The sequence below is a fragment of the Mesobacterium hydrothermale genome (genome assembly GCF_035818635.1).
GTDB classification, from domain to species: Bacteria; Pseudomonadota; Alphaproteobacteria; order Rhodobacterales; family Rhodobacteraceae; genus Mesobacterium_A; species Mesobacterium_A hydrothermale.
On sequence record NZ_JAYLLH010000004.1, the window covers coordinates 110,851 to 129,177 of the forward strand.

Annotated in this window: 17 protein-coding genes; 7 read left to right on the top strand and 10 right to left on the bottom strand. The window is 63.9% G+C overall.

All coding sequences use genetic code 11. The features are described 5' to 3' along the window. Positions 1 to 8 precede the first annotated feature (8 nt). The 6 genes from VK792_RS04505 to VK792_RS04530 are packed head-to-tail and all read right to left on the bottom strand — an operon-like array spanning position 9 to position 7,178. Entirely contained in the window at positions 9 to 1,388 is a 1,380-nt protein-coding gene (locus VK792_RS04505; RefSeq protein ID WP_326296159.1) for an FAD-binding oxidoreductase, read from the bottom strand. Between the two features lie 57 nt (positions 1,389 to 1,445). Then, entirely contained in the window at positions 1,446 to 2,504 is a 1,059-nt protein-coding gene (locus tag VK792_RS04510; RefSeq protein ID WP_326296160.1) for a glycosyltransferase family 2 protein, read from the bottom strand. After that, a complete protein-coding gene (locus VK792_RS04515; protein ID WP_326296161.1) occupies positions 2,504 to 3,196 on the bottom strand; it encodes an FkbM family methyltransferase in 693 nt (230 codons plus the stop codon). The genes VK792_RS04510 and VK792_RS04515 overlap by 1 nt, the downstream gene beginning before the upstream one ends. Before the next feature lie 6 nt (positions 3,197 to 3,202). Then, positions 3,203 to 5,548, bottom strand: coding sequence for a glycosyltransferase family 2 protein (locus VK792_RS04520; protein ID WP_326296162.1), 2,346 nt, complete (start codon positions 5,546 to 5,548; stop codon positions 3,203 to 3,205). Next, on the bottom strand, positions 5,545 to 6,153 hold the full coding sequence (locus tag VK792_RS04525; RefSeq protein ID WP_326296163.1) for a sulfotransferase family protein: 609 nt from the start codon (positions 6,151 to 6,153) through the stop codon (positions 5,545 to 5,547). The genes VK792_RS04520 and VK792_RS04525 overlap by 4 nt, the downstream gene beginning before the upstream one ends. Further along, a complete protein-coding gene (locus VK792_RS04530; RefSeq protein WP_326296263.1) occupies positions 6,150 to 7,178 on the bottom strand; it encodes a glycosyltransferase family 2 protein in 1,029 nt (342 codons plus the stop codon). The genes VK792_RS04525 and VK792_RS04530 overlap by 4 nt, the downstream gene beginning before the upstream one ends. A gap of 193 nt (positions 7,179 to 7,371) precedes the next feature. Between VK792_RS04530 and VK792_RS04535 the strand changes: the two genes are divergently transcribed. The 5 genes from VK792_RS04535 to VK792_RS04555 all read left to right on the top strand — a co-directional run bounded on the left by VK792_RS04535 (position 7,372) and on the right by VK792_RS04555 (position 12,033). Beyond that, on the top strand, positions 7,372 to 8,280 hold the full coding sequence (locus tag VK792_RS04535) for an AAA family ATPase (protein ID WP_326296164.1): 909 nt from the start codon (positions 7,372 to 7,374) through the stop codon (positions 8,278 to 8,280). 91 nt (positions 8,281 to 8,371) lie between these two features. Beyond that, a complete protein-coding gene (locus VK792_RS04540; RefSeq protein WP_326296165.1) occupies positions 8,372 to 9,622 on the top strand; it encodes a vWA domain-containing protein in 1,251 nt (416 codons plus the stop codon). Between the two features lie 155 nt (positions 9,623 to 9,777). Then, on the top strand, positions 9,778 to 10,329 hold the full coding sequence (locus VK792_RS04545) for a YeeE/YedE thiosulfate transporter family protein (protein WP_326296166.1): 552 nt from the start codon (positions 9,778 to 9,780) through the stop codon (positions 10,327 to 10,329). Between the two features lie 3 nt (positions 10,330 to 10,332). Beyond that, the gene (locus VK792_RS04550) at positions 10,333 to 10,923 is read left to right on the top strand and encodes a YeeE/YedE thiosulfate transporter family protein (RefSeq protein WP_326296167.1); all 591 of its coding nucleotides are present in this window, start codon (positions 10,333 to 10,335) and stop codon (positions 10,921 to 10,923) included. A gap of 141 nt (positions 10,924 to 11,064) precedes the next feature. Beyond that, entirely contained in the window at positions 11,065 to 12,033 is a 969-nt protein-coding gene (locus VK792_RS04555) for an XdhC family protein (protein WP_326296168.1), read from the top strand. A 10-nt stretch (positions 12,034 to 12,043) separates the two neighbouring features. Here the strand turns inward: VK792_RS04555 and VK792_RS04560 are convergent, their stop codons facing one another. Both VK792_RS04560 and infC read right to left on the bottom strand, forming a co-directional pair. Beyond that, positions 12,044 to 12,643, bottom strand: coding sequence for an SAM-dependent methyltransferase (locus tag VK792_RS04560; protein ID WP_326296169.1), 600 nt, complete (start codon positions 12,641 to 12,643; stop codon positions 12,044 to 12,046). Between the two features lie 80 nt (positions 12,644 to 12,723). Beyond that, the gene (gene infC / locus VK792_RS04565) at positions 12,724 to 13,269 is read right to left on the bottom strand and encodes a translation initiation factor IF-3 (RefSeq protein WP_353962935.1); all 546 of its coding nucleotides are present in this window, start codon (positions 13,267 to 13,269) and stop codon (positions 12,724 to 12,726) included. Between the two features lie 202 nt (positions 13,270 to 13,471). On the opposite strand from infC, the gene VK792_RS04570 reads away from it, so the two are divergent. Next, on the top strand, positions 13,472 to 14,395 hold the full coding sequence (locus VK792_RS04570; protein ID WP_326296170.1) for a translation initiation factor 3: 924 nt from the start codon (positions 13,472 to 13,474) through the stop codon (positions 14,393 to 14,395). A gap of 106 nt (positions 14,396 to 14,501) precedes the next feature. Here the strand turns inward: VK792_RS04570 and ssb are convergent, their stop codons facing one another. Next, entirely contained in the window at positions 14,502 to 15,041 is a 540-nt protein-coding gene (gene ssb / locus VK792_RS04575; RefSeq protein WP_326296171.1) for a single-stranded DNA-binding protein, read from the bottom strand. A gap of 210 nt (positions 15,042 to 15,251) precedes the next feature. Here ssb and VK792_RS04580 point away from each other — a divergent pair, with 210 nt between their 5' ends. Further along, a complete protein-coding gene (locus tag VK792_RS04580; protein ID WP_326296172.1) occupies positions 15,252 to 15,857 on the top strand; it encodes a lytic transglycosylase domain-containing protein in 606 nt (201 codons plus the stop codon). 304 nt (positions 15,858 to 16,161) lie between these two features. Here the strand turns inward: VK792_RS04580 and VK792_RS04585 are convergent, their stop codons facing one another. Beyond that, positions 16,162 to 18,249 (bottom strand): dipeptide ABC transporter ATP-binding protein, encoded by a 2,088-nt coding sequence (locus tag VK792_RS04585; RefSeq protein WP_435404828.1) that lies wholly within the window; start codon positions 18,247 to 18,249, stop codon positions 16,162 to 16,164. Positions 18,250 to 18,327 lie beyond the last annotated feature (78 nt).

Here is an 18,327-nt window from a genome sequence, read left to right on the forward strand (position 1 = left end):
CTGCCGGTTCAGCGGTTCCCCGGCGGCAGCAGCTTGCCGGGGTTCAGGATGCCCTTGGGGTCGAGCGCGGTCTTGATCGCTCGCATCGACGCCAGCAGGGGCCCGTGTTCGGCATCCATGTATTTCATCTTGCCGATGCCTATCCCGTGTTCGCCCGACACCGTGCCCCCCAGCCGCAGCGCGCAATCGGCCAGGATGCCCGACAGTTCCGCCACGCGGGCCATTTCCTCGGGTTCGTTGGGGTCGCAGCGCACGCCGCAATGGAAATTCCCGTCGCCCACATGGCCGACGATGGGGGCCAGCAGGCCCAGCCGGTCGCGTTCGGTCTGTGCCAGCACCACCGCCTCGGCCAGATGCGAGATCGGGACGCAGACATCGGTTGCCATCGTGCGCTTGCCCGGCGACAGCGTACCGGTGGCATAGTGGCCAGAATGGCGCATCTTCCAAAGCGCGTTGCGCGCCTCGGTCGACTCGGCCCAGTCAAACCCGGTTGCACCGAAGTCTTCGGCAATCGCGCCAAAGGCTTCGGCCTGTTCCTTCACCCCCGCGTCCGAGCCGTGGAATTCCAGGAACAGATGCGGTTTTTCCGGCAGTTGGGTGCCGGAATAGGCGTTGAACCCGGTGACCATCTGTTCGTCGACCAGTTCGATCCTCGCCATCGGGATGCCGGACTGAATGGTCAGGATCACCGTGTTGACCGCGTCCTCGATCGAGTCGAACCGGCAGGTCGCGGCGGAAACCGCCTCGGGGATGCCCTGAAGCTTGACAGTCAGTTCGGTGATGATGCCCAGCGTCCCTTCGGACCCGATCAGAAGGTGGGTCATGTCATAGCCGGTCGAGGATTTGCGCGCCCGCGTGCCGGTTTCGACGATGGTGCCATCGGCCAGAACGGCGGTCAGCGCCAGCACGTTTTCCCGCATCGTGCCATAGCGCACGGCGGTGGTGCCGCTGGCCCGCGTCGCCGCCATGCCGCCAAGCGAGGCATTGGCACCGGGGTCGACCGGGAAGAACATGCCGGTGGCGCGCAGTTCCGCGTTGATCTGTTCACGGGTCACACCGGGCTGGACCACGGCCAGCATGTCTTCGGGCACGACGTCCAGCACCTTGTTCATCTGCGACAGGTCCAGCGAGATGCCGCCCTTGATCGCCAGGTGCTGACCTTCCAGCGAAGTGCCGGTTCCATAGGCCACCACGGGGCAGTCCTCGGCATGGCAGATGCGCAGGATATCGGCCACATCCTCGGTCGAGCGGGCAAAGGCCACGGCATCGGGTGGGGCCGGCAGGTAGTGCGCTTCGCTTGTGCCATGCTGATCGCGCACGTTGGCAGCGGTGGACAGGCGGTCGCCCAACAGGGCCGATAGCGCGCTCAGGGCGGTTTCGATGGTCATTGGGCTCCTCCGGTGTTGGTATCTTTTGAACACCGTCCAACCGGTCCCCGCAAGGGGTTAGCCCTTATTTGCCCGCTCTGCGGCCATCGCTTTTTGGGCATGGCCCAGCAGGAACCGTGCGGCGTTGTCGGGCAGCGGACGGCTGCCCGGGGTCATCAACAGCTTTCCGAACAGTGCCCGGAACGGCTCCTGCGCCATCAATTCGGTAAACCGCTGCTTGCGCCAGGCCACCGCCGTGTCATGAAGTGCCGACACCTGCGGATCGGCGGCAAGCTCGGCCCGGATCGGGGCGACGCGGTCGGACATGGCAAGGATCGAGCGGTCCTCTTCAGTGTTGAAGTTCCGTTCGACCCAATAATCCATGCCCAACAGGTGATCGGAATGGACCGCGCGGCCCCGGTCCGCCTTGACCACATAGCTTTCCATCGCGCCCAGCGGATAGTGGTTCAACTGCGCCAGAGCATAATTCGACCGGCCATAAGTGGAAAACACCCGTCCCATGCGCATCTCTGGCCCCAGATCGCGGCCTTCGCCGTCGAACCAGCGGGCGTTTTCCAGTCTATTGCGATCGGGGTTGCGGGGGCGATGCACACCCAGACCGCGATACGTGCCGTCGTTGCGATAAAGCGTCTTGAACATCGACGCGCGCCACGGCCAGAACATCACCGCCGGGGCGGCGCGGGTAAACTGGTCAGGGACGGGTCGGTCCTCGAAATGGACGACACCGGCATTGCCGAAAAGCCGCCACGTCAACGTGATGGCCGTGGCGTCCGGCAGCGCGTCGATCAGGGCGGGCAGGGTGCGGTTGCCGGTGTGGACGTTGACGAATTCGTCAACGTCAAGTGGCAGGATCCAGTCGGCCTGCCGCACGGCATCGGTTTGTTCGGCCCGTTTCAGTGCGGTGAACTGAATGCCGCCATCGTCATAGGGACCATCGTTGCGGATATGGGTCAGCTGCCCCAGTTCCTGCAACCGATCCAGCAACGTGTCTGTGCCGTCCTGACAATCGTTCGAAAAGACAAGGAAATCCGTAACCCCGCAGGCGCGGTGATGGGCCAGCCAATCCAGCAGAAAGGCGGCCTCGTTTCGCACGCAGAGAACGGCGAGGATGCGCATCACCACCCCTTTCGGAAGCAGACCACCTTGCCGTGCGACGCCTTTGGCCAATAGGTCAGCCCGGCGCGGTGAAAGGTGTCAAAGACCGCCTGAACCCCCGATTGCCCGATCCACTGGGGATGCAGTTCCAGGATCGCCACGCGCAAGCATGACAGGTCGGCGGCAGGCAGCAAATGCGCCTCTGCGCCTTCGATGTCGCAGATCAGGACATCTGGTTGCAGGTCTGCCAGAACCGGGCCGATGGCGCGTTGGGGCACCTGTGCCTCACCGACGATGGTGCCGGGCTCACTGTCGCGATCCATCGAGGAGGCCAGAAAGTTTTCGCGCAGATAGAACGGGACAGGCGGGCCGTCCATTGCCGACAGAAGGGCGTTATGCACAGTGGCGGTCTCAACCCCGTTTGCAGCGTGAACACGGGCGATATAAGGCAGCAGTTGGGGGTTGGCCTCGAACGCGTCGACGCGGGCGGCACCACATTTCACCGATACCAGCGTCGACATAAAGCCGATGCCGGCACCAAGTTCCAGAACCCGGTCGCCCGGCTGTACCATACGCAGCGCGGCTTCGGCCTCTTTCGCCTCGTATTCCCCGGTGCGGATCAAGCGGCGCGCACGGCCTTGCAGAACCTGCGGATCTTTTGGAAAACGCAGCCCGCGGCACGTGAGAAATCCGTTGGGGGCGATATCATCCATCTGCGGTCAGCTCTCCATATCCAGGGCCAGCGCCCAGGCAGCGCGTTCCTCGGGGGTCAGGCGCAGCGCGATGGCCTGCTGGTAAAGGTCTTCGAATTCCTCAGTCGCATGCAGTTCTGCTGCCTTGGCACGGTGCCAGGCGACGCCTGCATCATGCAGGCGCTTGAGTTCTGGGTCGGCCAGAAGGTGCGCGATTTCGGCCTGCACGCGGGGTAGATTGCGTTGGATCGTCGTGTCGCGCGCGCCGGACCAGTCCATCCGGATCCAGTAGTTCAGGCCGATCGACCGATCGACATGCAGCGCCCGGCCGCGCTGGCGCTTGATCAGGAAACTTTCGGCGCTGCGCAGGGCATAGTGGTTGAGTTGCAAAAGATCATAGCCGATCGACCGCTTGGAACTGCGCCAACCGGATTTCGCCGCTTCGCGCGTCATGTCCTGGCCGTTGCCATTGACCCAGCGCACCTGATGTTCCAGCGCAGGGCGCAGGCGGTTTGGGCGGTGGCAGGACAGCTTTTCATAGGCACCGATGTTGCGTGTCATGGTCTTGAAGCCCCAAACCGTGTGCGGCTTGGGGCAATAGCGCGGCGCGCAATCGGTGAACTGGGCGATCACCGGAGTGTCGTCAAACCGGCGAACGCCGCCATGGCCAAACAGCCGCCATGTCATCGCGATGTTGGTGGCGTCGGGAACACGGGCCATGAAATCCTGCAAAGTGCCATTGCCGCAGCGGATGTTCACGAACTCGTCCACGTCGATATGGGCGATCCAGTCGGCGGCTTTCAGCACCGGATCCTCCATCGCCTGGTCCAGTGCGAATTGCTGCGGGGACTTGCCGGTCCAGTTTTCGTTGTCACGGTGGTGGACGATGCCCATCGCCTCCAACCGTTTGAGGATCGGATCGGTCGGATCCTCGCAGCCATTGGTGTAGATCATGAAGCTGTCAAAACCGATGACCCGGTGATACGCGACCCATTCAACGATATAGGGCGCTTCGTTCTTCATGCAGCCAACGATCAGGTTGCCGGTGTTGCCCTCGCGCAGGGTGCGCGGTGCGGGGGGGCTGAACGCGGGGAACAAGGTGGTTTCATCTGGAAGCCCGAGATTGTTGTGGGGCCGGAACGCAGAGCCGTGCAATGACAGGAATTTCTGTTTCGCAAGCGGCGGCATCAGGCGTCGGGCGTCGGGCGACAAGACGTCGTCGATGGTTTCGGGCGTGGGGGCTGCGGTCTCTGTGCGGGCTTTGGCTGCCTCGTCCTTGAACGCCTGTTTCAGCCGGGGGCCAAAGGCCATCAGGTATTGCGTGGCGCGGAAGCCCTGACCCGCGTCAGCCTCGATCCAGCCGGGTTTGCGCGCGCAAGGCGCCAGGGCCGCCGTGGTCAGGCCGGGATGGGCAGACAAAAGGGCGGCATGGCTTGGCGCGAACCGGTCGGAAAGGGCCGACAGTGCCCCGGGATCCGATGCAGGGCCGTCGATGCGCAGTTCGCCCAGCAGCCGACGCCACAAGCTGCGGGGAATGGTCTGGTCCTCAACCCGCATCAGGCGGATCAGCGCGTCATTGAACCTGCGCGCCCGCGACAGCCAGGCGGCAGACGGATCGGGCAGGACATTCGTGGGCACGGCACTGCCGATCTGCGTGTCGAGGCCAAAGGCCGCAAGGATTTCCGCAGTCGCATCTGGCCCGGAGAGCCGGGCGATGTCTAGCGCACGCAGTTGCGTGGCGCCCTTCCCGAAAACCGCATCCCATTCACGCACCAATGCCGCGAAGTCGAGCCAGTGCAACGCCATCTGCGCCTCTGGAAAGATTCCGAATTGCAGAGCGGGTTTGGGGCGCGTGCCGACGCAGGCCTGCCACCAATCGGGCCTGTCCAGCAGGCCAAGTTCCAGCCCCAGACCGCGTACCCGGCCATCCATGATCTGCGCAGCATAGGCTCGTAGCGCCATGCGCGCAGGGTCCTCGACATGGGCCAGAATGGTGATGTCCGGCGAAATCGGTGCCAGCAGCGCATGCAGGCGTGCGATTTCGGACCGATGGCAAAGGTTGGCGCCCAGTTGATGCGCTGACAGGATCAGCAGCGCAGGGCGGTATTTCATCACCTCTGCTTCCAGTGATGTCTCGATGTCCTGGCGCAACGCCTCTTGCGCCTCTGGGCTGGCAAAGCCCCGGCCCGCCCGCAGACTGTCGGGTGCGTCAGGATCGCTGACACCCATGTAAAGGCGGGTGTGGTTGCGCCCGCCGGGGGATCGGGCGAAAAGTACGCCTTTCTCGATCAGTTGGGCGCGCTTGTCCTCCAACACCTGTTGCAGCCGGTCGGAATGCACCGCGTCGGGGCCGATATGCAGAATGATCTTCATGATGTCGGGTTCACGTTGGCGCGGCCCCACCAGGGGATTGTCAGCCCGGAAAAGGCTGCCAGTCGGTCGCGCGCATCCTCGACCCCCACATCCAGCATCAGGAACTGCGGATCGCGCTCGAAAACCCGGCTGAGAAACGCGTAGTGCCCCTCGATCCAGCGCATCTGTTCATCCGGCGTCGCGCCATAGCTCGCGGGCAGGCCGGGGATCACCCCGTTCGGGATGCGCTGGGTGCCAAGGTTGCGCCACCGCATCATGCTGTCCGAGATCGCAGCGGCGGGGCGGCGCGTGGCCACGAACAGCGTGTCCGGGTGGTGCGCGCGGATCGCCGACAACAGTCCCCAATCCATCTGAGGCCAAAGCGACAGGTTCGGGCGCAGGATGCTGATTTCCCCCAGCGCGTCATACTGGCCCAGATGCGTAAGGGGATCGCCGGTCTGGAAATACCCGTCATAAAGCAGCCGCGCGATGGGCCGCCCGGCCAGATCGGGCGCGGCCGCGTCCTCGCGGCGCATCTTGTGGTCGGCCACTTTCAGCCCTGCGCTTTGCAGCGCCTGATCAAGCGTGGTGGTCCCGGATTTCGGCAGGCCAAGATTGATGATCATCGCGCGTACCCCAGCGCCTTGCGCAGTTCCGGCTCGCCCGGCGGCAACATCGGTGCCGCTTTCAGCTGGGCATACATCGCGCGATAGGCTGGCTGTGCCAGAAGCATGTCCCGCTTTGCGACATGCGCGGCAACCGCTGCCCTGTGCAAAACGGCGATGCGCGGGTCCGCCATCATCCGCGCCATTTCCGCGCGCAGCGCCGGCAGGTAGCGATGGATCGACCTATCCTGCCACGCCGGATCGTTGCGTTCACGCCAATAGGTATCGTCGAACGCCCGGTGTTCCCGGTTCACGTCGCCGCGGTCGTTTTTCACCAGGTAGCTGTCGAGCGACCGCAGCGCATAGTGGTTGAGCGTCGCATGGCGCCGCGCGCCATGGGCCGGAAACTTGCGGATCCGCCGCTTGTTGGCAGTCAGCAGGAACGCCTCTGGCACCGGGCGGCCCGACCCGTCGGTCCAGACCGGGCGCTTGTCCTCGGGGGTGCGCCCGGGAAAGAACGGCCGATGCGCGCCATAATACTGAAGCGGGAAATCGGCGCGGACCAGGGTCTTCACCTCGATTGCACTTTCGGCGCACCACAGGTCGGGATTGTGGCTGCGGGTGAACTGCTCGATCACCGGTCGGTCAGCGAAATCCCAGACCTGCGCGTTGGCGAAGAACTGGAACGTGACCGAAATCGCCTGCGGGTTGCCACAGGCCGCGATCAGCGCGGGAATCGTGTGATCCCCGGCGTGGATGTTCAGGAACTCGTCGACATCCGCGATCCAGACCCAGTCGGCAGCGGTGACAACCGGCTGATGCGCCGCGTCCTTCAGCGCCTCCATCTGATAATTGCGCCCTTGCGCGGGGTTCGGCAGATGCACCACCCGCCAGTCCGCCAGCGCCTCCAGCAGCGCATCGGTGCCGTCGTCGCAGTCATTGGAATAGAACAGGAAATCGGTCACCCCCAACAGCCGGTTGAAGGCAATCCATTCCAGCAGGAACGGGCCTTCGTTCTTCACGCATGTCACGGCGGTGATGCGCAATCGCGCCTCTGCCCTTGGGTTCGTCATGGTCTGCCCGTTGCCGGTTTGGCCGGGTTTGCCCCGGCATTCTTGCGACGATGGTCGCATCTGGGGTCGGGTATGGCAATTCACTTGGGTGATTTTATGACAAGGGCGCGGCAGCGCTATTGACCGCGCGCCCGCGGCCCGGCCACAAAGGGGCAGGAGGACCGCCATGACCATGCCCGACAGTATCGACGCCGTGCAAACCCTTCTGGCCGACACTGGCTATGTCTGCGGTCGCTCGCTGGCCACGGTGGTGTTCCTCTCGCTGCGGCTTGGCCGCCCGCTGTTCCTTGAAGGCGAGGCCGGCGTCGGCAAGACCGAGATCGCCAAGGCGCTGGCACAGGCGCTTGGCCGCCGCCTGATCCGGCTGCAATGTTACGAAGGGCTCGATGCCTCCAGCGCCGTCTACGAATGGAATTTTCCGGCGCAGATGATCGCCATCCGCACCGCCGAAGCCCAGGGAAATGCCGACAAGGATGTCCTCCAGCGCGAACTCTTCGGCCCCGATTACCTGATCGAACGCCCGCTGCTGCAGGCCATGCGCCCCGATCCTGCCGGCGCGCCGGTGCTGCTGATCGACGAGCTTGACCGCACCGACGAACCGTTCGAGGCGTTCCTGCTCGAAGCGCTGTCGGATTTCCAGGTGACGATCCCGGAACTCGGCACGATCAAGGCGCCGGAACCGCCCATCGTGATCCTGACCTCGAACCGCACCCGCGAGGTGCATGATGCGCTCAAGCGTCGCTGCCTCTACCACTGGGTCGACTACCCGACGTTCGACCGCGAACTGGATATCCTGCACGCCCGCGCCCCCGAAGTGGCCGAAACCCTCAGCCGCCAGATCATCGCCTTCGTGCAGGGCCTCAGGACCGAGGACATCTTCAAGAAACCCGGCGTCGCGGAAACCATCGACTGGGCGAAATGCCTGCTGGCGCTCGACGTGATCGACCTGTCGCCCGAGGTGATCTCGGACACGCTGGGCGCGATCCTGAAATACCAGGACGACATCGCCAGGATCGAAGGCTCCGAGGCCAGGCGCATCCTCGACGATGCCCGGGCCGCGCTGGAACCGGCATGACCCTTTTGCCATCCCGGCACATCGGCTTTCCCGTCTTTGGTTTTCCAAATACCTCGGGGGTCCGGGGGCAGAGCCCCCGGTCGGGTATGTAATGCCCGAATACATCCCGCTCGACCTGCCCGAGACCCCGCGCCTGGCGCAGAACATCCTCCATTTCGCCCGCGCCCTGCGTCGGGCCGGTCTGCCGATCGGCCCCGGGCGCGTCCTTGACGCGATCCGCGCGGTCGAGGCGGCGGGGTTTACCGAAAGGATGGATTTCTACTACGCGCTTCAGGCCTGTTTCGTGAACCGCCCCGAACAGCGCGCGGTCTTCGGGCAGGTCTTCCGGCTGTACTGGCGCGACCCGCGGTTCATGGAACACATGATGTCGCTGATGCTGCCCGCGGTGCGCGGCGTCGCCGAAGACCGCACCGCCCAGGCCGCCGAGAAACGCGCGGCAGAGGCGCTGCTGGACGGCAAGGTGCCGGACCTGCCAGAGCCGCAGGACCAGGAAGAACCGACCGCGATCGAGGTGGACATGACACTGACCATGTCGGCCGAGGAAAAGCTGCGGACGCTGGATTTCGAACAGATGTCGACCGAAGAGGTCGCGCAGGCCAAGCGGATGCTGGCGCGGTTGACGCTGCCGGTCAAACCGATCCCGTCGCGGCGCGGCAAGCCGGCGCTGACCGGCGCGCGGATGGACTGGCGCCGGACGATCCGGGCGGCGATGCGGCAGGGCGGCGAGATCCGCGATCTCAAGCGGCTGACCCCGCGGCCGCGATGGCCAAACCTCGTGGTGATTTGCGATATCTCGGGGTCGATGTCGCAATACAGCCGGATGGTGCTGCATTTTCTGCACGCGGTGGCAAATGAAAAGGGCGCGGGCTGGGCCAGGGTGCACGCCTTCACCTTTGGCACGCGGCTGACCAACATCACCCGCCACCTGCAAACCCGCGATGTCGATGCCGCGTTGAAGGCCGCCGGGGCCGAGGCGCAGGACTGGGAGGGCGGCACGCGGATCGGGCAATGCCTGCACGGCTTCAACCGTGACTGGTCGCGGCGGGTCATGGGGCAGGGGGCGGTGGTGCTGTTGATCACCGACGGGCTGGACCGCGACGACAGCGGGACTCTGGAAAAGGAAATGGAGCGGTTGCACCTGTCGGCGCGTCACCTGATCTGGCTGAACCCGCTGCTGCGCTGGGAAGGGTTCGCGCCCAAGGCCAGCGGCATTCGCGCCATGCTGCCCCATGTCGACAGCTTCCGTGCCGGTCATTCGATCCAGTCTCTGGAGGCGCTGGCCGAGGCAATTTCGCGTCCTGCCGACAGCGGCGAAAAGGCCCGGCTCATGGCGCTTTTGTAGCGCTCTGCCAGGGTCTTGCGCGGTGCTGCGGGGTCTGCATGGTTCTGCTGTAAGCGAATTACATTTGGATTTCTGCATATTTTGATCTGGGTCATATTCCGACCTCCGAATTTGACCTATCCCCGTTCCGACACACAAAAGGGAAAGGGGGTCTTATGACGCTCAATTGGAAAATCGGTGGCCTGTTGCTGGGCGCGGTGTTTTTTGCCGCGGTCCTTCTGGTCAAACCGATCGGCGTTTCGACGCAATTCGTGATCCTGGACGGGATCGTGGCGGACGTGGTCAATTCGGAATTCATCACCCAGACCGACGATGGCAAATACACCTCGACCAATGCCTATATGGCCAAGTCGAGCGGGAAATACGCCAAGTCCGCCGCCAACCCGATCAACTACAGCTTCATCTTTGTCCTGGCGATGATGGCTGGGTCCTTCGCGTCGGCCGTGGCGCGTGGCGGCGTGGGCAAGGCGGAACGCGCAGCCCCGGCGATCTGGCGGGCCAACTACGGCGACAGCCCGATGAAGCGCTACGCGGTGGCGTTCCTGGGCGGGTTCATCGTGCTGTACGGCGCGCGTCTGGCAGGGGGCTGCACCTCGGGTCACATGATGTCGGGCATGATGCAGACCTCTTTGTCGGGCTACATTTTTGCCGCGGGTGCCTTTGCGGCCGCGATCCCCGTTGCCATGATGATGTACAAGGAGGGCTGAGCCATGCAAATCGTTCTCGCTATCGCAATCGGCGCGGCCTTTGGTGCGGTTCTGGACCGGATCGGCGCGACCAACCCGAACTGGATTGGCGGCATGCTGACCCTGCGTCGCCTGCACCTGATGAAGACCATCCTGCTGGCCATCGGCACCGGGTCGATCCTGATGTTCGGCGGCCAGATGGTCGGGCTTGTCGACGTCGGTCACATGTCGGTCAAGGCCGCCTATGTCGGCGTGTTCATCGGGGGGCTGATGTTGGGCGCGGGCTGGGCGGCTTCCGGCTATTGCCCTGGTACCGGCGTGTGCGCCGCTGCGACGGGCCGCAAGGACGCGCTGTTCTTCATTCTGGGCGGCCTGTTGGGCGCTGCGGCCTACATGGTGACCTATCCGGCATGGAAAGCATCGGGCCTGCTGACAGACCTTGCCGGCGGCAAGGTCACGTTGGGCACGGTCCCGGGGTCCAGCTATGACGGTCTTATGGCGATGTCGGGCGACATTCTCGGGATCATTCTGGGCGTTGTCTTTGTCGTGGTGGCGTTCGTGCTGCCCGATAGCCTGGCCGGTGGCCAGCAGACCGCAGAAGTGCCTGCCGAATAAGAACGTCCTGGGGAAACCCGACGTGTTGGGGAGGGCCGGTTCCGGACAATCCGGGGCCGGCCTTTGCCGTTTCAAGGGCGGTTTCCCCCTTGACCTTGCCGGCATCCGCTGTCCTGCTTAGCGAAACGAGGGAGGCCACCGATGGACCGTTTTGACAACATTCCCGAAACCGCGCTGGCCTGGCACCGGGCTGGCAAGGGCGCGGTTCTGGCAACCGTGATCCAGACCTGGGGCAGCGCACCGCGCCGCGTCGGCAGCCAACTGGCAATATCCGGTGACGGCGAAATCGCCGGGTCGGTGTCCGGCGGCTGCGTCGAAGGCGCGGTGGTGGTCGAGGCGCTGGAAGCGCTGGAAGAAGGCACCGCGCGAGAACTGGAATTTGGCGTCAGCGATCACGATGCCTTTGCCGTGGGGCTGGCCTGTGGCGGCACCATCCGGGTGTTGGTGGAACCGATAGGCAAGGTCCTGCCCGAACCGATGCTGGCCAAACTGGTGGCCGCACGGGCCGCACGGCACCCGATGGCCTATGTCGTCGATCTGGACACCGGCGCGCGTCATCTCGACCGTGCCGGTCATGACGAGAGATTCCGGATGGACCGGTCAGGGTTTGAGGAAGACAGCCGTACCTTCGTCGCGATACATAACCCGCCGCTGAAACTGCTGGTGGTCGGCGCGGTGCATATCGCGCAGGCGTTGGTCCCGATGGCGCGGATCGCGGGCTATGACCCGGTGATCATCGACCCGCGTGAGGCGTTCGCCTCGGAAAGCCGTTTTCCTGGTGAAAAGCTGGTGCACGACTGGCCTGACGATGCCATCGCCGCCGAAGGGCTGGATGCGCGTACCGCGCTTGTGCTGTTGACCCACGATCCCAAGCTGGACGATCCCGGGCTTGGGGCGGCGCTGAAATCGGACTGCTTCTATATCGGCGCGCTTGGGTCCAGCCGGACCCATGCAAAACGCGTTGCCCGGTTGCAGGAGCGCGGCTTTACCGACGTTCAAATCGCCCGCATTCGCGGCCCCGTGGGACTGGCCATTGGCGCATCTGGCCCGGCAGAGATCGCGGTCTCGATCCTGGCCGAGATGACCCGGGTCTTGCGACAGGGCGCCTAGGGTCGGGGTCTTACGAAACCGGTTTGCGAGCGATGAAGTCGATCAGCGCGGAGCGGCCGGAATGGCCGACGCCTTCGTCAAGGTCATCTTCATAAGCGTCGCACAATTCGACTGTCCAGCCGGGCACAAGGTTGCGCAGCAGATCCGGCGTGTACATGTTTTCCACGGCACGCGGGCCGCCGGTGCCATACTCGATCTGTTTCGGCGTGTACCCGTGCAGGATCAGCAGCCCGCCCGGTTTGACCGCGCGTTTCATGCCATCGACGATCACCGTTCGATCGGCAGGGCCAGCGAACTGGATAAAGATACCAAGTGCGATGTCAAAGGCGGCTTCGGGCCAGTCATGTGCCAGGACATCGGCCTCGACAAAGGTCGGATCGACGCCGAAGCGACGGGCCAGCGCATGGGCCTTTTTCAGCGCGGAAGGCGCGTTTTCAAGGCCGGTGACCTTCAGTCCCTGCTGCGCCAGCCAAACCGCGTTGCGGCCTTCGCCCTCGGCCACAGACAGCACCGTTGCGCCCTTCGGAAACCAGTCCGCCCGTCGCGGCAGAAAGGCCGTAGGAGCGGTGCCGAAAAGATAGTCGGGGCGGTCAAAGCGGGCTTCCCACATCGGTCGTGTCCTGTTGCCTGGGCTTGAAAAACGAAGTGGCCCCGAATTGGGGCCACCGGAGTCGTCGCAGCATGTCGAGATTACTTGGCAACCGGGCCGATCATCATGATCATCTGACGGCCTTCCATTTTCGGCATGTTTTCGATCTTGCCATGGCCTTCGATCTTTGCGGCCACACGTTCCAGCAATTCACGTCCAAGGTTCTGGTGCGCCATTTCACGGCCACGGAACCGCAGCGTGACTTTGACCTTGTCGCCCTTTTCCAGGAACTTGATCGCGTCGCTCACCTTGCGCTCGAAGTCGTGATCGTCGGTGCCGGGCCGCATCTTGACCTCTTTCACCTCGATGATCTTTTGCTTCTTTCGGGCCTCGGCTTCACGCTTTTGCTGTTCATACTTGAACTTGCCGAAGTCCATGATCTTGCACACCGGCGGAGTCGCGTTCGGCGAGATCTCGACAAGATCAAGACCCGCTTCGGCGGCAAGGTCCATTGCCCTGGCCGGGTGAACAACCCCAAGGTTTTCACCTTCGGCGCCGATCAGTCGGATTTCGGGGGCCCGGATGCGCTCATTGACGCGGGGGCCTGTGTCGCGCGCGGGTGGCGCGTTGTGCGGTCTGCGGGCTATGGTAACGTTCCTTTGTCGTGGTTCTTACTAGCTGCGCAAGGTAGACTTGCCATCGGTGTGATTCAAGCGGATTCCCGGCGGTTTGTCGCGGATATGCCGATTGATGTTGGAACTTCCCCTTGTCCTTCGACCCGGATGGGCACAAGTCACGGGACAGATGACGCGGGCCTTCGCGGCCTGCCCGGACAAAGGAGACCGGACAATGAAGAATATCCTCGTCGCCGCGGTGATCGCGGCTGGTACGGCTGGTGCGTATTTCTACTACACCCGCAGCTTGCTGGAGACCGAAGCGGCCGCTCCCGCATCTGACGCGCAGGTGACGGCGCCCGCGCCGCTGGATACTCCGGCGGCGGACCCCGCGCCTGAAGCCGCCGCACCCAAGGCGATAACCCCTGCCGAGACAGCAGCGCAGGCCGCGGAACAGGCGGTCGAGGCCGCAACATCCGCCGCAGAGCAAGCCGCAGACACGGCGACCACCGCGGCGGAACAGGCGGTTGACGCCGCGAAAGAGGCGGCCAGCGATGCTGCCGCCGCACTGGACGATGCGGCGCAAAAGGCCGCGGACACCGCAGAGCAAGCCGCGCACAGCGCGACTGACGCCGCCACCGACGCCGCCGCGGCGGCAGGAGAGGCCGCGTCTTCGGCGGTTGATGCCGCCACGGACGCTGCGAAAGAGGCAATGAGCGTGGCCACCGATGCCGCACAGACCGCAGAACAGGCGGCGGAAGCGGCGAACGAAGCCGCGACAGAGGCCGCAAGCAGCGCAGAGACTGCCGTGGAAGCCGCAGTCGAAGACTCGACCGAAGCCGCCGCCACAGTGGCCGGCGATGCCACCGAAGCGGCTGACGGAGCGGTCGAAGCGGCATCCGATGCCGCAGAGGCCACGACCGAGGCCGCGGCTCAGGACACGGTGACGGGGGCTGCGGACGCGGCGCAGCCCGGGATCGCCGATCTGCTGACCGTCGATGGCTTCAACTTCGACAAGGTCGGAGAGATGATCGACGGCGCCGACATGGGCGCGATCCAGAAGGCTACGCTGAAGGAAGTGTTGCGTCAGGCCCAGGACAACCCTGACGCTCTGAAGGCTGCGCTGACGCAGGTCAAGCAGGCGCTGGGAATGAACTGAGGCCTCTGACACTCTTGTTCCGGGGGCGCTGCCCCCCGGACAGCGGGGCACAAAAGAAAACCGCCGGGTTGGACCCGGCGGTTTTTGTTTGCGGATGTTTGAACGATCAGAACGGGATTTCGTCGTCGATGTCGCGCGACGGCGGGCGCGAACCGCCGCCACTGCCCGAACCACCGCCGTAACCGCCACCGGACCCGCCGCCGAAGCCGCCCGAGCCGCCGCCGTAATCCTGGTCATACCCACCGCCCGAGGAGCCGCCGCCGAAACTGCCACCGCCGCCGCTGCCGCCCTCGCTGCGCCCATCCAGCAGGGTCAGTTCCCCGCGGTAGGGCCGCAGAACGATCTCGGTCGTGTAGCGATCCTGGCCGGACTGATCCTGCCACTTGCGGGTTTCCAACTGGCCTTCGATATAAACCTTGGAGCCTTTGCGCAGGTACTGTTCCGCGATGCGCGCCAGCGGTTCCGAGAATATCGCGACCGAATGCCATTCGGTGCGTTCACGTCGTTCGCCGGTGTTGCGGTCTTTCCAGTTTTCAGATGTTGCGATACGAAGATTGCAGACCTTGCCGCCGTTCTGGAAGGTCCGCACTTCGGGGTCGCGCCCCAGATTGCCGACCAGAATGACCTTGTTGACGGATCCTGCCATCATTTCCCCCTGCGGTGGTTCTCGATTCCGTGCCCTCGTGGACTGTTCCAGATGCTATAGCCGGGCAGAGACTGAGGGGACAGAGTGAATTTCCGATTAACGGGCCTTCGTCGGGCCAGAGACCGCCGATTGCCACAAGATGGGGTGGCACCATGCGTCAAAATCGCTATAGTTTCGCGCAGAGTTCAGGGGCGCGAAGGGCTGAAGGTTATGGCAGCAGGACGGGCAAGCACCGTAGCAGCGATCATTGCGCTGGCTGTGGCCGGACAGGCGCAGGCAGACGTCTTGTCGTCCAAGAACCGCGCTCGGCTGTTTTCATCGCAGACCCGCGTTCTCGATACCCGCGCGGCGCAGCAATACAACAACTCTGTCAGGTTGCAGCCGCCCAAGGTGGTGACGCCCACAAAATGGGGCAGCGATGACGGCGTCTCGCCGGCCTATCGCGGGCGCTACAAGGGCGTCTATGCCGGCATGGCACGCGAGGCTGCGCGCAAGCACGGCGTGCCCGAAGACCTGTTCCTGCGCTTGGTGCAACAGGAATCCGGCTGGAACCCCTCGGCCAAGTCACACAAAGGCGCGATCGGTCTGGCCCAGCTGATGCCGTTCACCGCCCGCAAACTGGGCGTTGACCCGCACGACCCGGCGCAAAACCTGGAAGGTGGCGCGCGCTATCTGAAACAGATGCACGCCAAGTTCGGATCCTGGCGGCTGGCGCTTGCGGCCTACAATGCGGGGCCGGGGGCGGTGGAAAAACACGGCGGTGTGCCGCCATACCGCGAGACCAAGAATTATGTGAAAAAGATCTGGGGAAGCTGAGGGGCGCTCCGGGTCTGACCTGGGCCGTCGCTCGCCCGACACATTGTTCTTCCGCCGACACCATCGCTACGGCTCATGCGTTCACTGCGGCTGCTTGCCGTGCGCCTTTGATCGGGTGCCGCCCCTTCCAACGCATATGACGCAAGGGGTGACTGCGCTTCCTGAACAGGATGCGCGTGCAGATTGCTCGCGCCCATCGCTCACATGGCACATCTGGTGTCCCATGTGTTCACTCGCGATGTGCCCACCCACAGCTTCCGTCAAACCAGGGGCGCCCGTGCCGGGTATGAGCAGGCGCCCTTTCTTATTCTGCCGCGATCTTGATCACCGGTTCCATACTGGCAAAGTCTTCCTCTGACAGGTGACACTTGATCTGGTGGCCGTTGGCCATGGTGCGCTGCGGTGGCACCTCGCGCTCGCACAGGCCGCCGGGCACATGCGATTTCCACCGGCAGCGCGTCTGGAACGGGCATCCCGGCGGCGGGTTCATGGCGGACGGAATGTCGCCTTCCAGCACGATCTCGGTTTTCTTGACGCTGGTGTCGGCAATGGGAACGGCGGACAACAGCGCCTCGGTATAGGGGTGGTAGGGCGGCGAGAACACCTGATCGGTGGTGCCCAGTTCGACCACATGGCCCAGATACATCACCATCACACGGTCCGACAGGTAGCGCACGATAGACAGGTCATGGCTGATGAACAATAGCGTCGTCTTCTGTTCGCGCTGGATTTCCATCAGCAGATCCGTCACCGCCGCCTGCACGCTGACATCCAGCGCCGACACCGGTTCATCGGCCACCACGATCCGTGCACCGCCCGCAAAGGCACGGGCAATCCCGACCCGCTGTTTCTGCCCGCCCGACAACTGGCGCGGCATCCGCGTGGCGAATTCGCGTGGCAGTTTCACAAGGTCCAACAGCCGCAGCATCCGGCCCCAGCGGTCGGCATCGTTGTCGCCCACATCGAAAACTTCCAGCGCCCGGACGATCTGCCGCCCGACGGTCATCGACGGGTTCAGCGTATCGAAGGGGTTCTGAAACACCATCTGGACATCGGCGATGGTCTGGGTGTCACGCGCCTGGATCGGGGTGGATTCGATGTTTCGGTTGTCCAGCAGGATCTGGCCGTCGGTTGCGGTTTCGAGCCCCATCAGCACCTTGGCAAACGTGGACTTGCCACAGCCGGATTCCCCGACGATGGCCAGGGTCTCGGACTCGCGCGCCTCGAACGACAGGGTTTCGTTGGCCTTGACCACCTTCATCGTGCCAGACCCGCCAAACAGCGCATTTGCCGCGACTTCGTAATATTTCTTCAGGTTGTCCATCTTCAGGACGACCTTGCCGATCTCACCCTTTTCCCGGGTCTCTCCCAGGGTGATCGGTGCGTGCCAGTCGATTTCCTGGTACTTCAGGCAGCGCGTTGCATGGCGGTCGTTGCCGGGCACGTCGAACATCGGAATATCCTGTGCGTCGCAACGCCCGGCCTCGAAATAGTCGCAGCGCGGGCCGAAATTGCAGCCCGGCGGACGTTCGTGGGGCAGGGGAAAGTTGCCGGGTATGGCAACCAAAGGGCGGGCATTCTTGTCCGCCCCCGGCAACGGGATCGACCGGAACAGTGCCTGTGTATAGGGGTGCTGCATCTCGTCGAACACGTCCTTGATGCTGCCGCGCTCCACTGCCTCGCCGGAATACATCACGCACAGCCGGTCGCAGGTTTCCAGAACCAGACCAAGGTTGTGGCTGATGAACAGCATAGAGGTGCCGTATTTCCGCCCGAGGTCCTTGACCAGTTCGACGATCGCCGCCTCGACCGTCACGTCCAGCGCGGTGGTGGGCTCGTCGAGGATCAGCAGTGACGGTTTCGACATCAGCGCCATGGCGATGACGATGCGTTGCTGCTGTCCTCCCGACAACTGGTGCGGATAGCTTTTCAGCATCCGCTCGGGGTCGGGCAGCTTCACGTCGGTCACCACCTCAAGCGCGCGCTTGTAGGCCTCGGCCTCGCTGACCCCTTCGTGGATCATCGGCACTTCCATCAACTGTCTGCCGATCTTCATTGCCGGGTTGAGCGAGGCCATCGGCTCCTGATAGATCATCGCGATTTCGTTGCCCCGGATATCGCGCAACTCGTCGGCGCTCATCTGACCCAGGTCGCGGCCCTTGAACTTGATCGAGCCACCGACGACGCGCCCGTTCTTGCCCAGATCCTGCATGACTCCCAGCGCCACGGTGGACTTCCCGCAGCCGGATTCGCCGACAAGCCCCACCGCCTCGCCAGGCTGCACCTTGACCGAGAAATCCATCACCGCCGGGATTTCCCGCAGCCGGGTGAAGAAGGAAATCGACAGGTTGTCGATTTCAAGGATTGGCCCGTCATAGTCAGGTTGTTTCATCAGTTCTCTCCCTTTCGGAGCCACCAGAGAGCCCGCATCTGCGCCTCTTCTGGCGGAAAATATCCCGGGGGGTCCGGG